The sequence below is a fragment of the Streptomyces sp. CMB-StM0423 genome, assembly GCF_002847285.1.
Lineage (GTDB): Bacteria > Actinomycetota > Actinomycetes > Streptomycetales > Streptomycetaceae > Streptomyces.
Window position 1 is genome coordinate 6,303,737 of sequence record NZ_CP025407.1, and the last position, 16,367, is coordinate 6,320,103.

At 70.7% G+C, this 16,367-nt stretch carries 8 protein-coding genes; 6 read left to right on the plus strand and 2 right to left on the minus strand.

Annotation, left to right across the window (positions count from 1 at the left end):
- Nucleotides 1-588: 588 nt before the first annotated feature.
- The 4 genes from CXR04_RS27420 to aepY all read left to right on the plus strand — a co-directional run bounded on the left by CXR04_RS27420 (nt 589) and on the right by aepY (nt 10,144).
- Nucleotides 589-7,197, plus strand: a complete 6,609-nt coding sequence (locus CXR04_RS27420; protein ID WP_101424909.1) for a type I polyketide synthase — start codon at nt 589-591, stop codon at nt 7,195-7,197.
- A gap of 29 nt (nt 7,198-7,226) precedes the next feature.
- Complete coding sequence (locus CXR04_RS27425; protein WP_101424910.1) at nt 7,227-8,267, plus strand: ketoacyl-ACP synthase III family protein; 1,041 nt, start codon at nt 7,227-7,229, stop codon at nt 8,265-8,267.
- A gap of 81 nt (nt 8,268-8,348) precedes the next feature.
- Complete coding sequence (locus CXR04_RS27430; protein WP_101424911.1) at nt 8,349-9,044, plus strand: DedA family protein; 696 nt, start codon at nt 8,349-8,351, stop codon at nt 9,042-9,044.
- Nucleotides 9,041-10,144 carry a phosphonopyruvate decarboxylase gene (aepY, locus tag CXR04_RS27435; protein WP_101424912.1) on the plus strand — a complete coding sequence of 368 codons (1,104 nt, stop codon included), beginning with the start codon at nt 9,041-9,043 and terminating at the stop codon, nt 10,142-10,144. The genes CXR04_RS27430 and aepY overlap by 4 nt, the downstream gene beginning before the upstream one ends.
- A gap of 76 nt (nt 10,145-10,220) precedes the next feature.
- Here aepY and CXR04_RS27440 read toward each other — a convergent pair whose 3' ends face one another.
- Nucleotides 10,221-10,622: an ArsR/SmtB family transcription factor gene (locus tag CXR04_RS27440; protein WP_101424913.1), complete on the minus strand. Its 402-nt coding sequence runs from the start codon at nt 10,620-10,622 to the stop codon at nt 10,221-10,223.
- Between the two features lie 111 nt (nt 10,623-10,733).
- Nucleotides 10,734-12,299, minus strand: a complete 1,566-nt coding sequence (locus tag CXR04_RS27445; RefSeq protein WP_101424914.1) for an MFS transporter — start codon at nt 12,297-12,299, stop codon at nt 10,734-10,736.
- Nucleotides 12,300-13,017: 718 nt separating this feature from the next.
- Between CXR04_RS27445 and CXR04_RS27450 the strand changes: the two genes are divergently transcribed.
- Together CXR04_RS27450 and CXR04_RS27455 are read left to right on the plus strand one after the other, a co-directional pair.
- Nucleotides 13,018-13,734 (plus strand): glutamine amidotransferase-related protein, encoded by a 717-nt coding sequence (locus CXR04_RS27450; protein ID WP_101424915.1) that lies wholly within the window; start codon nt 13,018-13,020, stop codon nt 13,732-13,734.
- A gap of 107 nt (nt 13,735-13,841) precedes the next feature.
- Nucleotides 13,842-16,367, plus strand: coding sequence for a molybdopterin-containing oxidoreductase family protein (locus CXR04_RS27455; RefSeq protein WP_199850538.1), 2,526 nt, complete (start codon nt 13,842-13,844; stop codon nt 16,365-16,367).

The following is a 16,367-nucleotide window of genomic DNA, read 5'->3' on the forward strand; positions in this document are numbered from 1 at the left end:
GGGCCCGGCGCTGCATCTCGGCCATGGCGGCGCAGCAGGGACTGGTGGGCCCGGAAGCACCGGTGTCAGCGGCGGGGTCGCTCATCGGGTACGGCTCCTGTCGCGGCAGCCCTGATCGCGGCGTGGGAACAGGCTCATCACGACCGCCTATATAGATGAACAACGAATCAAGACTCCAGGATTCCGCCTGGTCCGATGAATGTCAACCACGCCCCCGGCCCTGGGCGGATGTGACGAGCGTCACTCTGTATCGCGTTGCGCGAGTGCCGCGCGGCGGGCCAATCTCGATACATATCGAAACAGCGGGAGTAGACGGCACGGGCCCTTGCCCGACGCCTTGAGACACCGGGGGAACGGCGGCCGTGCCGACGGCCCGCCCGGCCCGTGAACGGCCAGAGCGCTCGCCACGCACGCGGCCGTTCATCCGACGGGACCGGCACTTTCCCGGCCCTCTCCTACTCCTGCCCTTTCTCGGTGTGTGCGCCCGCCACCGGGCCGGCCCCGCTGCCGGCTTGCCGCGCACAGACCGCGGTTCCTTCCGTGCTGCTTCACACAGCGAACGGCTTCGCCCTTCCCGGAAGGACATCCATGCACCACGATCTGAGCCGTGCGGCCGAGGCTGCCGGGGAACCGATCGCCATCGTCGGTATGGCCGGACGGTTCGCCGACGCCACCAGTCCCGAAGAACTCTGGGACATGCTGCTCCAAGGCCGCGACGCCATCACGGAGATCCCGCCCGAGCGCTACGACATCGACGCCGTCTACGACCCAGCGCCCCGTACGCCCGGCCGTACCGTCAGCCGCTGGGGCGGGCTGCTGCGCGACATCGACGCGTTCGACGCGGAGTTGTTCGGCATCTCTCCCCGCGAGGCCGACCGGATGGACCCGCAGCAGCGGCTGCTGCTGGAAGTCGCCTACGAAGCCCTCGAAGACGCCGGCCAGCCCCTCGCCGCCATCGCCGGCACGGACGCGGGAGTGTTCATCGGCCAACTCGGCGGTGACTACTGGCACCTGCAGTACGCCGACCGCGACCAACTCGACCTCTACGCCATGACCGGCGCCGCTTCCCGCGCCATCACCTCGGGCCGCCTGTCGTACGCGTTCGACCTGCGCGGCCCCAGCTTCACGGTCGACACCGCCTGCTCCTCCGCACTCGTCGCGGTCCACAACGCCGTTCAGGCCCTGCGGCTGGGCGAGTGCCCGATGGCGATCGCCGGCGGCGTCAACGCGGTGCTGCTGCCGGAGGAAGGCGTCGTGTACTCCGGGGCCGGCATGCTCGCCGCCGACGGCCGCTGCAAGTTCGCCGACGCCTCCGGCGACGGATTCGTCCGCAGCGACGGCATCGGCGCGGTCATCCTCAAGCCCCTGTCCGTCGCCCGGGCCGACGGCGACCGCATACGCGCCGTCATCCGCGGCTCCGCCGTCGGCAACGACGGCCAGTCCAGCGGCTACTTGGTCACCCCCGCCGTCGAAGGACAGCGCGGCGTGCTGCGCCGCGCGTACGCCAACGCCGGCGTCGATCCGGCCGATGTCGACTACGTCGAGGCCCACGGCACCGGCACCAGCGTCGGCGACCCGGTCGAACTGGAGGCGCTGGCGTCCATCCTCGGCGACCGCGCCCGGGAGCGGCGCTGCCTGGTCGGCTCGGTGAAGACCAACATCGGTCACGCAGAGGCGGCCGCCGGCATCGCCGGGCTCATCAAGGCCGTGCTGTGCCTGGAGCACAAGACCGTCCCGCCCAGCCTGCATCTGAAGAACCCCAACCCCGCGGTCGACTGGGAGAACCTGCCGCTGACCGTCCCCACCCGGGCGACACCGCTGCCCGACAAAGGCCGCCCGGCAGTCGCCGGGGTCAGCAGCTTCGGCTTCTCCGGCACCAACGCCCACCTGGTCCTCGAAGCCGCCCCCCAGCCGCCGGCCGCCGAACAAGTCGGCCGCCGGCCCGCCGAGCGCAGCGAACTGCTGGTGCTGTCCGCCTTCAGCCCCGAGGCCCTGGCCGAAGGCGCAAACCGCATGGCCGACTACCTCGACGGTGACGGCGCACAGCACTCCCTGCGCGACATCTGCCACTCAGCGGCCCTGCGCCGTACGACCCATGACGCCCGGCTCGCGCTCTGCGCCGACAGCCACGGCGAGGCGGCCGCCGCCCTGCGCGGGTTCGCCGCCGGCGAGGACGAACCCGGCCTGGCCTCCAGCGACTTCACCGACCCCGACGCCCGCCCCAGGGTCGCGTTCGTCTTCCCCGGGCAGGGATCGCAGTGGCCCGGGATGGGCCGCGAACTGCTCGACACCGAGCCGGTGTTCGCCCAGACGATGAGGGCTTGCGACGACGCCATCAAGACCGAGAACGGCTGGTCGGTCATCGAGCTGCTGCGCTCCGCGGACGAAGAACGCCTCAAGCAACTCGACGTCATCCAGCCGACCTTGTGGGCGATGGAGATCGCTTTGGCCGAGCTGTGGCGGTCCTGGGGCGTGGAGCCCGACGTGGTCATCGGCCACAGCATGGGCGAATCGGCGGCGGCCTACATCTCCGGCGCCCTCTCGCTCCAGGACGCGGCCGCCGTCATCTGCCGCCGCAGCCGGCTCGCCAAGCGCCTCTCGGGCCGCGGCACCATGGCCTGGGTGGCGCTCCCTGCCGACGAGGCCGCGGCAGCGCTGGCCGGAGTCGAGGACAAGGTCGCCGTAGCCGCCATCAACAGCCCGACGTCCACCCTGCTGTCCGGCGACGGCAACGCACTGACCCAGGTGCTCGACGCCCTCGACGTCCGCGGCATCGACAACCGGCGCGTCAACGTCGACTTCGCCTCCCACTGCCCGCAGATGGACGCCCTGCGCGACGACCTCCTCGCCGAACTGGCTCACCTCACCCCGCGCGCGGGCCGTATCCCGCTGCACTCGACCCTGCTGAACGACGTGATCGACGGCTCCGGCATGGACGCCGACTACTGGGTACGCAACATCCGCCGGCCCGTCGACTTCGCAGGTGCTGTACGCAGCCAACTCACCTGCGGCGACACAGCGTTCATCGAGGTCAGCCCGCACCCGCTGCTCGTGGCGAACATCCGCGAAATCGGCCGTCTGCACGCCGATGGGGACACCACCGTGGTCGGCAGCCTGCGTCGCCACACCGACGAGCGGACCAGCCTGCTCACTTCCGCCGCCTCCCTGCACACCGCCGGCGCCCGCCTCGGCTTCCGTACGCTGACGGACGGTGGACGCTACGTGCCGCTCCCGTCGTATCCCTGGCAGCGCACCCACCACTGGATCAGCCCCACCAGCCTCCCGGCGCCCCCCGCGCACTCGGAAACTGTCACGGCCCCGACCTCGCAGGACCCGGCGGAGCACACGCACCCCCTGCTGGGCCGGCCGCTGCCCGCCGACGGCGCCACCCGCACGTGGCAGGGCCCACTGACCCTCGCGGACAACGCCTATCTGAGCGATCACCGTATCCAGGACACGATCATCCTGCCGGGCACCGCCCACCTCGAACTCATCTCCGCAGCCGCCCGCACCGTCCTGGACGCCGACGCGCTGTCCGTCTTCGACGTGCAGTATCACCGCGCCCTGTTCCTGGACGAGGACGGCCCCGCACCCGAGGTCCGGGTGACCGTCACCCCCCAGCCGGACACCTCGCTGCACTGCCGTATCCACAGCCGGGACGACGAGGGCAGCGAGTGGACCCTCCACACCGAAGGCACCGCCCGCGCCCTGCCACCGACCCCTCCCGAGCCGTCCGAACCACTCCAGGCCATCCGGGCCCGGCTGCCGCAGCACCAGAGCGCCGCCGAGTTCTACCCGTGGAACGCCGCACGCGGCAACCAGTGGAACGGCACTTTCCAGGGCATCACCGAGCTGTGGCGCACGGAGGGCGAAGTCCTCGCTCAACTGGCCTGTCCCCGGGCGCTCGCCCATGATCTCGTACGGCACCACTTCCACCCCGCGCTGCTGGACGCGAGCGGACACGCCATGGCCGCAGCCCGGCCGCTGACCGCCCCCGGCGAGGAAGGTGTCTTCGTCCTGGGCGGTATCGACGAAGTCCGCTTCCACCAGCAGCCGTCCGCGTCCCTGTTCAGCCACGCCAGGCTCCGGGATTCCGCCCGTGAGGACTCCTTCACCGCCGACATCGACATCCGCGCCGACGACGGCCGCCTCGTCGCGCAGATGCGCGGTCTGCGCCTGCAGTACCTGGCCGGACACGCCCCCGCACTTCTCCACCCGCTCCCCGAGGACACCGTGACCGCAGCCGACACGTCCGAGCCCTCGTCCCCTCCGGCCGGGGACAGCGACCACGGATCCTGGCTGCACACCCTGACCTGGGAGCCGGCTCCCGTCCCGGCCGGTCAAGGGACGGGCAGCGAACCGGACGGCTTCTGGCTCGTCCTGACCGACAGCGGTTCCGCAGGCCGTTCCCTGGTACGGGAGCTGACGGGCCGCGGGCAGCGCGTGGTGGCCGTCACCGCGGGCGCCGGCCGCTTCGCCGGAGGCGGCGACCGCTACCGCATCGACCCGTCCAACGAGGACCACTACCGCGAAGTCCTCGGCGACATCGCCCGCGACGGCGCCTGCCGCGGCATCCTCCACCTGTGGTCCCTGGACGCCCAGGCCGGTCTGGACGCAACCCCCACCGAGGTCGCCCGCGCCCAGCTCCTGGCCGCCCACAGCGTCCTGCACCTGACCCGGGCGCTGGAGCGGCACCCCCTCGGCAACCCGCCGCTGTGGCTGATCACCCAGCTCGCCCAGGCCACCGCCGTCGGCGAGACGGTACGCCACCCCTTCCAGGCCGTCTCCTGGGGTCTGATACGCACCCTGGCCGGCGAGGCACCCGCGCTCGCCCCCCGCCTGGTCGACCTCGACCGGTCCGCCGCCGGCGTGCCGGCCCTGGCCGACCTGCTCCAGCACCCGGACGACGAAGACCAGATCGCCCTGCGCGACGGACGCCGCTTCGCCGCCCGGCTCGTACCGGCGGCTCCGTCTCCCACGGGCTCGGGCGTGCCGCAGGCGCTCTCGCTGCCCGCACCCGGTGTGATCGACGACCTGCGACTGACCGAACGGATACCGCGCGCGCTCGGCGCGGACGAGGTACGCATCCGGGTCAGCCACGCCGGCGTCAACTACCGCGACGTACTGCTCTCCCTGGGCATGTACCCGGGGCAGGACGACCGGCCGCCGGTGATGGGGTGGGAGTGCGCCGGCACGGTCACCGAGATCGGGGAGACGGTCACCGACGTGGCCGTGGGCGACGAGGTGATCGCCTTCGCCGAAGGCGCGCTGGCTTCCGAGGTCGTCACCCGGACCTGCCTGACCGCGCCCAAGCCGGCGCGGCTGACCGCGGCCGAGGCCGCCACGCTGCCGGCCGCGTACCTCACCGCCTACCACAGCCTGGTCGACCTGGCCGGGCTGGAGCGCGGACAGAAGGTCCTCATCCACTCCGCCACCGGCGGCACCGGCCGGGCCGCCCTGAACATCGCCCGCTGGAAGGGCGCCCACATTTACGCGACCGCCGGGAGCGACGCCAAGCGCGAGTTGCTGACCGAGCTCGGCGTCGAGCAGGTCGCCGACTCCCGGAGCCTCACGTTCGCCGACACGTTCAAAGCGGCCGTCGGCGAGGCGGGCTTCGACGCCGTCTACAACACCCTGCCCGGCGAAGCGGTCGCGGCGAACCTGTCGCTGATGGCCCCGTACGGTCACTACCTGGAACTCAGCAAGCGCGACATCCTCGACAACAACCCCCTGCCGCTGGGGGCGTTCGCCCGCAACCTGTCCTTCCACGCCGTCGACGTCGTCCACATGATCCAGCACGCACCCCAGCGGGCCGGCCGCGTGCTGCGCGCAGCCGCCGCCCTGGTCGCCCAGGGCACCCTGCAGCCGCTGCCGCACACGGTCTACCCGGCAGGGCAGGCCGCGGACGCCTTCCGGCTCATGGCCCAGTCCCGCCACACGGGCAAGATCGTGCTCTCCTTCGGCGAGGCGACGTCCGGGCCGGCGACCGCGCCACGAGGCCGGCCCGTCGCCATCCACGCCGACGGCACGTACCTCATCACCGGCGGTGCGGGAGGCATCGGCGGCCGGCTGGCACTGTGGCTGGCCGACCAGGGCGCCGGACACCTGCTGCTGACCGGGCGCAGGCCCCTGCCCGAGCCTGGCACGCCTCTGGCCGCGGACCACCCGCAGGCTGCCTCCGCAGCCCTGATGAACGAGCTGCGAGAGCGCGGCGTGAACGTGACGTACGAGGCCGTCGACGTCGCCGACCCACCCGCCATGCACGCACTGCTCGCGGCCAGGCGCCGTACGGGCCTGCCCCCCGTGCGCGGCGTCTTCCACGCCGCGGGGGTCATCGACTACACCCCGCTGAGCGAGATGAGCGGCACCGAGCTGGACCGGGTGCTGGCCGCGAAGGTCTCCGGCGCGTGGAATCTGCACCGGCTCCTGCGCGACGAGCCGGTGGAGGCGTTCGTGCTGTTCTCCTCCGGCTCCGCCCTGCTCAGCTCGCCCATGCTCGGCGGGTACGCGGCCGGCAACGCCTTCCTGGACGCCCTGGCCCACCACCGGCAGGCGGACCGGCTGCCCGCCACCGTCGTCAACTGGGGCTTCTGGGACAGCGTCGGCATGGTCGCCCGGCAGGAGGAACAGGAGCAGCGCACCCTGCTGCCGCAGGGGATGTCGTCCTTCAGCCCCGACGACGGACTGGCGCTGCTCGGGAAGATCCTCGCCGAAGGGCTGGTGCACACCGCGGTGCTCCCGGCCGACTGGCCCGCCTGGGCGCGGGCCTACCCGGCGGCTGCGGAAGCGCCGTTGCTGAAGCACCTGACCGGCGGTGCCCGGCCGGCCGAAGGGGCAGCGGTGCAGGTGCCGTACGAGCAGACGGCCCTGCCCGCTCCCACCCCGGCCGCCGAGCCCGAACCGGCCACCGTGGCGCCGCCGACCGCAGCGGCTCAAGCCGCACCGGATGCCGAGGTGCTGGATTTCCTGAAGCAGGAGGTCGCCACCGTCATGGGGCTGCGTCCTGAGCGCGTGAACGCCAGCCGGCCGCTGAACCGGCTCGGCATGGATTCGCTGATGGCCGTCGAGCTGCGCAACCGCATCGAGCGCCGCTACCGGATCAGGCTGCCCATGGTGAAGCTCCTCAAGGACGGCACGATCACCACCGTCGCCCAGGCCCTGGCCGACGAACTCGACTCCGCGAACGCCCCGGCCTGACCGAGCGACTGACGAGGAACCGACTGCCCATGAAGACCACCGACATCCGCATCGCCGGGCTCGGCACCTACATCCCGGAGATCGTCGACGCGCACAAGGCCGTGGCGCTGGGCCTGTACGACGCCGAGGACTGCGAGTTCTACGGCTGGACGGGCGCCGCGGTCGCCGACGACATGCCCGCCCCCGACATGGCGGTCGCCGCCGCGCGCCAGGCGATGGAACGCTCCGAACTGCACCCGCACGACATCGACATGCACATCCACGCATGCGGACACGAACAAGGTCCCGAAGGCTGGTCACCGCAGCACTACATACTGCGTCACCTCACGGACCGCGACGTGCCTTCCTTCCGTATCTGGCAGGCGTGCAGCGGCCTGATCGGCTCCCTGGAGCTGGCCGCCTGCTACCTGAAGGCCGTACCCGAGCGCACCGCCGCCCTCGTGACGGGCGCCGACAACGTCGGCACCCCGAACTTCAACCGCTGGGCGTTCGGCATCCAGAACGGAGTGCTGGGCGACGCGGGCAGCGCGGTGCTGCTGTCGAAGACCGACGGCTTCGCGAGCCTGCTGTCGATCAACACCGGTTCCACCGCCGAGGTGGAGGAGCAGTACCGGGGCAACGAACCGCTCTTCCCGCCGTCGGCGACGGTCGGCCGCGGCATGGACTTCAAGGAGCGCCTGGCCGCCGCCGGCGGGCTGGAGGAGACCGTCGCCGAAGTCGTACGCCGCCAGGGTGAACTGCGCACCGAGATCGCGCTGCGCACCCTGGCCGAGGCGGGTCTGGAGCCGGGCGACGTCACCCGGGTCTGCCACGTCTTCACCGGCCAGGAGAGCTACCTGAAGGTCATCCTCGACCCCATGGGCCTGTCCCCCGAGCAGGGGCTGCTCGACTTCGGCCGCAACCTCGGCCACCTGACGGTCAACGACCAGATCGTGGGCCTGACCCACCTGGTGGAGACCGGGCAGGTGGGCCCCGGAGATCACGTCCTGATCGTGGCCCACGGCGGCGGGACCTCCATCACCTGCGCCGTCGTGCGCATCGACCGGCGCCCCGTCTGGGCCGCCGGCTGACTACCACCCGCCCGCCGGCTCCGGAACGGGGCCGGCGGGCGGCCTGTCCGCTCCTTCCACCACCGACCCCGGGGGGTATCCGTGGCACAACTCGCCGCATCACCCTTGCTCGACGCCGAAGCCCTGATCTCCACCTTCGGGCTGCTGGGCATCATGGCCACCGTCTTCGCCGAATCCGGGCTTATCGTCTGCTTCTTCCTGCCCGGCGACTCGCTGCTGTTCACGTCCGGGCTGCTCGTGGCCAACGACCAGTTCCTCCACCAGCCGCTGTGGCTGGTCATGCTCGCCATCGCAGTCGCCGCCGTCCTGGGCGACCAGTTCGGCTACGCCTTCGGCCGCAAGGTGGGCGGCGCGCTGTTCCGCAGGCCCAACTCCCGCTTCTTCAAGCAGGAGAACGCCGAACGCGCCCACGCCTTCATGGAGAAGCACGGGCCCAAGGCGCTGGTCATGGCCCGCTTCGTCCCCGTCTTCCGCACCTTCATCCCCATCACCGCCGGGGTGGGGAGGATGGCGTACCGCACCTTCTTCCTCTTCAACGTGCTCGGCGCCGTCCTGTGGTCGGTCAGCCTCACCACGATCGGCTACTACCTGGGCCAGGTGGACTTCGTCCGCGAGAACATCGAGGTCATCGTCATCGGGATCGTCCTCGTCTCCGGCATCCCGATCATCGTCGAAGGCATACGCATGCGCCGCCGCGCCCGCAGCGCCAAGGCCGCGAACTCCCAGACGGGCACCACCGAGACCGCCGCACCGGAAACGGAGCTTCCCCGTCCATGATCTCCGCACCAGACTTCTGCGACCTGCTCGCCGCCCGCGGGTTCTCCCTGGCCAGCGGCGTGCCCTGTTCCCACTTCGGCGGGCCGATCGCCCACCTGAGCAACCAGCCCGGTGCGTACGTCCCGGCCCCGAACGAAGGCAGCGCCCTGGCGGTGGCCGCGGGCGCCGCGCTCGGCGGCCGGCGCGCCTACGTAATGCTGCAGAACTCCGGCCTGGGCAACCTCATCAATCCGCTCACCTCGCTGGTGATGACCTATCGGCTGCCGATCCTGACCTTCACGAGCCTGCGCGGCTGGCCCGACCCGGCCACCGACGAACCCCAGCACGCGGTGATGGGACCGGCGACCCCCGGCCTGCTCGACAGCGTCGGCACCCCGCACTACACGCTGTACGCCAAGGACGGCGCGGAGGAGTTCTCGGCGATCCTGGAGCAGGCGGCGAAGGACCTGGCCGCGCAGCGGGCCCCGTTCGTCCTGGTGGAGCGCGGCGCGATCGGCAAGGCCGCGGCCACCGGGGCCGCCCCGGCCGAGGGACTTGAGGCCGCGGAGGCCATCCGCATCGTCACGGCCGCCGCGCCGGAGGCGGCCGTCGTCGCCACCACCGGTTACACCGGCCGTGACACGTTCGCCGTCGCCGACGCACCGGGCAACTTCTACATGCAGGGTTCCATGGGCCACGCCTCCTCGCTCGGCCTGGGGGTGGCGCTGACGCATCCGGAGCGGACGGTGGTGGTCCTGGACGGGGACGGTGCGCTGCTGATGCACCTGGGCGCGCTGTCGATGATCGGCCACGCGGCGCCCGGCAACCTGATCCACGTCGTGCTCGACAACCGCGTGCACGAGTCGACGGGCGGGCAGGCGACCACGTCGGCGACGACCTCGTTCCCGCCGATGGCGATCGCGGCCGGCTACGCAAGCGCGGTCGCCTGCGACACCCGGGACTCCCTGCAGTCCGCGATGCTGAGCGCTCGTGCGGGCTCCGGCCCGCATCTGATCAGCGTGACGACGCTGCCGCGCACCGGCGCAATCCCGCCGCGGGCGACCAACGCCCTCAGCCCGCTGGACATCCGGGACCGCTTCCGGCACAGCCTTCGGCAGTAGAGGACACCTGTGCACTGGCCGGTGCCCCCTCGTGGAAGAGAGGGGGCACCGGCCAGTGATGCTCGTGCCGAGCGGGTCAGGCGTTCTGGACGGCGCCGGGCTGGTCGGCCTCCGGTTGCAGGCAGGCCGCCACCGTCTCGGGGTCCATGGCCGCCAGGCTGGCGAACATGCGCAGGGGCTCGGCCAGGGTCTGACAGCACATCACGTACTGGTTGCTGCGGCCCTTGGGTATCGCCTCGACGAGACCCTGCTCGCGCAAGGGCGCCAGATGGTGACTGACCAGCGTCTGGCTCAGGCCGGTGGCCTCCTGCAACTCCTTGACCGTACGCGGACGCTGCGCAATCAGCAGGATCAGCATCAGCCGGGTCTCGTCAGCCAGCGCCCGCAGCTTGGGCGCCAGCATCTGGGCCCGCTCACGTTCGCTGAGCCACTGGGCGGGATCACTGACCGCGACCCTCAGCTTCGCAGGACGGGCCATCGCCACCTTCCTCTCACCCCGGTACGTGCCGTCCAGCCATGGCCCCGCCACGCGGGGTGAGCCGGTGGGGACCGCGGGTTCAATCCTACGCACCTTCGATCTCCCTCGAACCTAGGAGGAAGCCGGGGAGTCCGCCTTGCCGCCCTGGGCGGCGACTTCGGCCTGCGCGGTGCCGTCGTCTTCGGCCACGCGGGCGCGGGGCAGGACGACGGCCGTGGTGAGCGCGCCGGCGACGGCGACGCCGACGGCGATCATCAAGGTGGTGGCGAAGCCGCCGACGAAGGAGTGCTGCGCGGCATCCAGCACCCGCTGGCCCGCCGCCCCGCCGAGTTGCTGCGCGGTGGCGGAGGCACCCGCCAGGGACTCGCGCACCGCCGCTCCCGCCTCACCGGGCAGTTGAGCCGCCTGGGGGAGATCGTCGCGGTAGAGGGTGGTGACCACACTGCCGCTGATGGCGATGCCGAGCGCGCCGCCGACCTGCATGCCCACATCCGCGACCGCCGAGCCGGCGCCCGCCTGGCGGGCGGCGGAGACGACCAGGATCGCGTCGACCGCGGCCGGCAGGGCGATACCCATGCCCAGGCCGAACACGGCGAGCCCGAGGAGGGCCTGGTTCTCGTCGTCGACGGACAGGCCGGCCAGGATGCCCATGCCGACGGCGCACAGCAGCAGTCCGAACACCACCGTGGCCTTCAGGCCGGCCCGTTCCACCAGCTTCGCCGAGAGCGGGGCACCGATCATCATGGTGCCGATGGCGAGCATCCGCAGCCCGGCACCCAGGGGGTCCAGCTCCAGCACCGACTGCAGGTACTGGGTGAGCAGATACAGGCCGCTGTACAGGCCGAAGGAGGTGCAGGCGATCGCCAGTGCGCCGCCGCCGTAGCGGGCGTTGAGGAACAGGCCGACGTCGAGCATGGGGTGAGCGGTGTGCCGCTCCCACAGCACGAAGGCGACCATCAGGGCGGCGCCCACGAACAGCGAGCCGAGCGTGACGATGTCACCCCACCCGTTGTGCGGCGCCTCGACCAGCCCGTAGACGATGGCCACCAGGCCGCCCACCGAGAGCAGCGCACCGACCAGATCCAGCCCGGGGTGGTCCTCCGCCTTGGACTCCGGGATCAGCTTGGCGGCGCCGATCAGGGCGATGGCGGCCAGGGGGACGTTGATGAGGAACATCGAGCCCCACCAGAAGTGCTCCAGCAGCAGGCCGCTGACCAGCGGGCCGAGCGGGACGCCGACGGCGGCGGCACCGGACCAGATGCCGATGGCCTTGCCCTGCTCCTCGCGCGGGAAGACGTCCTTGATGATGGCCAGAGTGGCGGGCATCATCAGCGCCGCCGAGATGCCCATCAGGGCACGGAAGGTGATCAGCATCTCGGCGCTGGAGGCGAACGCGGCACCCAGACTGGTCAGCGCGAAGGCGGCCAGACCGAGGGACAGCAGCCGTTTGCGGCCGAACCGGTCGGACAGGCCGCCGGCCATGAGCAGCAGCCCGCCGAAGGCCAGGGCGTACGAATCGACCATCCACTGCAGTTGACTGCTGGTGGCATCCAGATCCTTCTGGATACTGGGCAGGGCCAGATTCAGGATCAGGGTGTCCAGGCCGATCAGTACCAGACTCAGGCACAGGACGTTCAGGATCTGCCATCGGCGTGGATGGCCGGTGGAGCTGTTCACTCACGCTCTCCTCAGACGCAACAGGGCGAGGTCCCCACGGGAGGGCGGGGCCGACCCGCTGTATCTAAACAGCGTTCACCCCTATCAACAGCAACTGCTGTTGATAGGGGTGCGTGTTGAGTGCGAGTTCCAGCCATCTGCCCCGTGACCTCACGGTTCCCCGCGCCGATCTGTCCGATGCCCTGCTGATGTGCGCAAAGGAGGCGATGAAGGCGGCTTCCGCTGCCGTGGCACCGGTGTGCTCCCGGATCCCGCCAGAGGCGCTTGCGCCGCGCTGGCAGGGCTGCCGGGGGTCGACTGTGCGGCTCGGGGCCACCACTACACGAAGTCGCCCGCGTCACCCCAGAGTTGGCGCAAATCTTTCCCCACCGCAAACCAGACCCTCGAATACTTCGACCGTCATCGATAAATTGAGCGAGAAGCAGCACGGAGTTCCGTGCAGAAGGTCACGCACGAGGTGCCAGGGGGATGGAACAGATGCGTACATCCGGCAGGCAGATGCTCGCAGCCGCACCGCCGACGGCACCGCGGTAGCGCCCACACACCTTCGTCTTCCATGAGGTCCGTGCATGGCGGCACGGTCCTGACGTCACCTCGAACCCGATGACAACCGCGTAGTCGGACGCGTTCGGCACACGCCCGGCTCTGCACACGAGGCTGGAACCATCCACTGGCGGCGGCTGGTTCCGGAGCCTGTCGAAATACAAAGGGGGAAACGATGTCAGTCTCTGCTCAGCCACGCCTTGCCCTGGTGGGCGATCGCGGCAATCACGACGAGCCGTCCCACCCCAAGATCGACGCGATGCGTGAGCGGTGGGACCTGACCACGGAGTGGATCCCCACCACCGACATCCACGACGCTTCCGCGCTGGAGGGCTGGGACGGCGTCTGGGTGGTGCCCGGTGCTCCGTACTTCAACCAGAAGGGCGTGCACATCGCCGTCCGGTATGCGCGTGAGAACCGGCTGCCGTTCCTGGGCACCTGCGGCGGCTTCTTCAGTGCCCTCGTCGAGCACGCGCAGAACGTCCTGCACCTGCCGGAGGCACAGGGCGTGGATGAAGACCCGGAAAAGCTGATGCCCCTGGTCACGCCGCTGACGTGTTCCTTCCGCGGGGAGAAGGCTCCGCTGAAGGTCAAAGAGGGCTCCCACCTTGCCGGCATCTACGGGACGACCGAAGTGGAGGAGATCTTCCACTGCGACTACGGGCTGGCCGACTCCTTCATGAACGCGGCCAACCAGGGCGACTTGCAGTTCAGCGCGTGGGACGGCGACGGCGCTGCACGCGCCCTGGAGATAACCGGCCACCCCTTCTTCATGGGCAGCCTCTTCCAGCCCGAGCTGTCGTCCGCGCCAGGCGCCGAGCACAAGATCCTCAAGGCGTTCCTTGCGGCGGTGCGCACCGGGGCGGGTGTGACGGCGACGCCGACGGCCTGACCACGGCACAACTCCAGCATCCGACGAGGCCGTGCGTCGTGCGCCCGGCCGAGGACACCGTCATGCCCGTTCGTCCCCCGCACCGGGCGGAAGGAGCCTTGACCCTGATGAAATCCGAACAGAACGGCCTGTCCCGGCGCGGCTTCGTGCGCGGCAGCGTCGTCGGCGGAGCCGGACTGGGCACCCCCGCCCTGCTGCCGGTGATCTCGGCACACGCCGCCACCGACGGCACCGCCGCCGCAGGCGCGGGCACCGCCGACAGCAGCCTCGCGGGGGCGGCGTTCACCGATCAGTCGGCCGCCCTGACCCCGGACAAGACCGTCGCCACGGCCTGCCAGTTCTGCAACTCCAACTGCCGGCTCAACGTCGACCTCAAGGCCGATCGCATCCTCGCCGTTCGGGGAGAGGACGACGATCCCGTACAGCAGGGCCAGGTGTGCGTCAAAGCCGAACTCATGCCGCAACTGGTCTACAACGCCGACCGGCTGACCCGTCCCCTACGCCGAGTGGCCGGTGCGAAAGGCTCGCCGGACTCGACGTTCGAGCCCGTCACGTGGGACGAGGCCCTGCACACCATCGCCGCCAAGCTGCTGGAGCTGCGGGACGCAGGACAGGCGCACACCATCGCCAACCGCACCACCGGCCGCCTGCCCCGCGGCACGGGCTCCCTCGTGGCCCGCGTGTTCGCGATGCTCGGCAGCCCCAACAACACGGACGTCGGCCCCGTCTGCAACGACGCCGGCGGCAACGCCCTGGCCACCACGTTCGGCCTGGGGAACTTCACCAACGGCTACGGCACCGACGGCGCCACCGGCAAGAACGATCTCGGCTCGGCCCGCCACTACCTGTTCCTGGGCACCAACCAGGCGGAAACCCACCCGGTCACCTTCGACTACCTGCTGCGCGGCCGCAGCAGGACCAAGGCCACCCTGACGGTGGTCGACCCTCGCCTGACCCCGACTGGCGCCGAAGCCGACCGGTGGGTGGCGCCCAAGCCGCACACCGACTTCGCGCTGCTGCTCGCCATGCTCCACCACGTCATCGATCAAGGGCTGTACGACAAGGCGTTCGTCAAGCGGTGGGTCGTCGGCTTCGACGAGCTGCGCGCCCACCTTGACGAGCACCAGTACACCCCCGCGTGGGCGGCGAAGGTCACCGGAGTCAAGGCCGCCACCATCAGGGAGATGGCCGAGGAGTACGCGAAGGCGAAACCGGCCGCGATCTTCTGCAACGCCGGTATCTCCCACCAGCTCGGCGCCTTCGACACCTACCGGGTGGCGACGTTCCTGGCCGCGGTGACCGGCAACATCGGCGTACCGGGCGGCGGCTGCAACTTCATGCACAACACCTGGCCCGGCGACCTGCACCTGCCGCCGCTCACGGTCGACGTGCCCCAGCGGCGGGAGGCGCTGCCCGTGGGCCCGGACTACTTCGCCGAGTCGATCCTGACGGGCGTCCCGTACCGGCTGCGCGCGGTGATCACGCAGGGAAACCCGCTGGTGTCCTCCGCCAACACGACCAAGGTCAAGAAGGCTTTCGAACAGCTCGACTTCTTCGTCTACACCGGCCTGTTCATGGAGGAAGCGGCCTACTACGCCGACATCATCCTGCCCGTCTGCAGCGGGCTGGAGATGGAAGGCGTCTACATGCGCCGCGACGACCGGGCCATCCGCTGGCAGGAGCAGGTCGTCGACCGGCTCGGCGAGTCCCGGCCCGACTGGGAGATCTGGATCGGCCTCGCGCAGGCGCTGGCCGAGCTGGACAACGACCGCCCCGGCGCGGAGTGGCGTGAGGCGTTCCCGGAGCGGTGGACGGACTACAAGCACCTGTGGGACAACTTCATCGCCCACACCCCCGGCACCGGCGGGATGACCCGTACCCGGATGAGCCGGCGCACGGAGCCGCTGCGCTGGCCGTGTCCCACCCCCGAGCACCCCGGGGTCAGCACCCTGTACCTGGATCACCCGAGCTGGTACGAAGCCGCGGAGTCGCTGGATCCCGGCAATCGCGGCAAACGCTTCCTCACCCCCAGCGGCAAGGTCGAGATCACCACCCCGGAGCTGGAGAAGAAACTGGCCGCGACCGGGCATGGCGCCCTGCCGGTCTTCTACACGCACCCCGAGGTCACCGGAAAGAACCCGACCCTGGCCTACGGCCGTGCCTTCGTCACCAACCCCCTCAATCCCCAGGCGGTCACGCACCCGGTGCGCCTGGGCGTTCCCGGAGACGACGCCGTGCACCGGGACTTCCCGCTGATGGGGATGACCGGCCGGCCCAGCGTCGTGCACTTCGCCGAGATCACGCACTGGACTCCGACGGGCAAGCAGCTCAACGGCATCCGTTTCATCCAGATCCATCCCGACACCGCCCGCCGCGCCGGTATCCGGGACGGCGACGACGTCCGCGTCGAAAGCCCCCGCGGCTCGGTGACGGGCACGGCACTGCTGTGGGAGGGGATCAGGACGGACACCGTGTTCGTACCCAACACCTTTGGTCCCGCCCAGAAGACAGGCGACCTCTTCGACGACCCCCGCTACGAGGCGGCCAACACCCTCCCGGACGACCGCTACTACGACAACCTCTCCGGCCAGCAGGCATTCAAGTGCTTCGCCTGCCGGGTCGTCCGAGCCTGA